Source organism: Gammaproteobacteria bacterium, from assembly GCA_003696665.1.
Lineage (GTDB): Bacteria > Pseudomonadota > Gammaproteobacteria > Enterobacterales.
This window is the reverse complement of sequence record RFGJ01000031.1, coordinates 1-1325: the sequence shown is the minus strand read 5'-3', so window position 1 is coordinate 1325 and position 1325 is coordinate 1. Positions and strand designations below refer to the sequence as shown.

At 50.9% G+C, this 1325-nt stretch carries 2 protein-coding genes; both read right to left on the bottom strand.

Annotated elements, in window-relative coordinates; all coding sequences use genetic code 11:
* Positions 1-340, bottom strand: a 340-nt coding sequence (locus D6694_00765) for a hypothetical protein (protein ID RMH48216.1), incomplete at its 3' end; no start/stop codon positions are given.
* Between the two features lie 30 nt (positions 341-370).
* Complete coding sequence (locus tag D6694_00760; GenBank protein ID RMH48215.1) at positions 371-784, bottom strand: hypothetical protein; 414 nt, start codon at positions 782-784, stop codon at positions 371-373.
* Between the last annotated feature and the right edge of the window lie 541 nt (positions 785-1325).

Sequence of the window (1325 nt, the reverse complement as noted above, 5' to 3'; positions counted from 1 at the left end):
TCAGCGGGTCCAGCCAGCTCACCACCACGTTGTGCTGAAAACCTGGAATGGTGCGCACCCGGTCGGTTGTTTCGTTGGCCAGAGGGAACTCAATGTCAGGCGGCAGTGTATCTGTGGCGTAGGCATGGACGAGGGCCTTGACCCAATCGGCCGCGTTCGTAGCATCCGGGTTCTGATTGGTGACAAGCGAAATGGCGACGAGAGAGGAAAGGGCAGGCGTGGCCGTTTCGTGGCCGGCCGTGGTCGGGGGTGGCTGATTGAGAAGAAAGCCAAGTAGAGCAATGAAGAGCAGCCCACTTGCCCGATTTGGTGGTGCGCGTCTTTCCTGCTTATCGGTCACTCTTTGCCCCCTTGAAGGGGATTATTGAGCTCAATTTCTGTGGCAAAAAAGCAGAATAAACATTATTGCTATAAAGATTGACTGAGCAGGGCGTGAAAATTGGATAATTGGAACCCCGGGATTGTAAATATTCGCAAACCAGGCTACGACATCGAATAACATCACCAGAGCGAGTGAAATGCCTAACATGCAACGAAAAACGTGTCCTTTGGGTTTACTAAGTTGTCGATGGAAGATGACCCAAATCCATAGCCCGAACACGCCAATAGCTATATTGCCGTAGCCAAGCCACCAAAAATGCCGTACTCCGTTCGACACTATATCAATGATAGCATTGCCAGTTACAATGAGTGCGACGACTGTCGATACAGTTAAAGATATCCGCTCTCGTTTTGATAGGGTTTGAATACCAAGTCTGCGCAGCAAGGTCTCCTCCTTTTCCAAAAAACTTACCAATTCCCTGGTTGACAGGGGGCCACTGAAGATGGCGCATAAAATGTGCCGTCCTCAGTGGCCTGCCCATACAATATCGTTGACATTTCGAGAGCAGCATCCTTCTTCCATACCCGGGAATGTTGGCCAAATCTAAGCAAATCTTCGTCAATTGAGTGAATGAGCCTAGCATCCATACTGATTACAACAACTCAACATCCATGGGCAAGATGCTAATAAACAAAATACACATGCCCAACTATATGGTGACGCACATGAGGCGATACACGCTGCACACCACAGGCCATTCTGAATCACGCAAGCCCAATTCCAAGAGATGCACCGCTGGCATGAACAATCCATCCCCGCTGCAACTGCGGTCGCTTCATCGACCAGCACTCTGGTTTGCCCATTGACGCTGGTCCCCTGCATGTCGATGGTCCCGGCTGTTTCGTTCATCGTCAGCCACATAGCCTGGGTCTGATAGTTTCCGATCGGCTGAGCCGCCTGGTAGTAGACGAGGATATTCTCGCCCACTGTCCAGACCACGGCC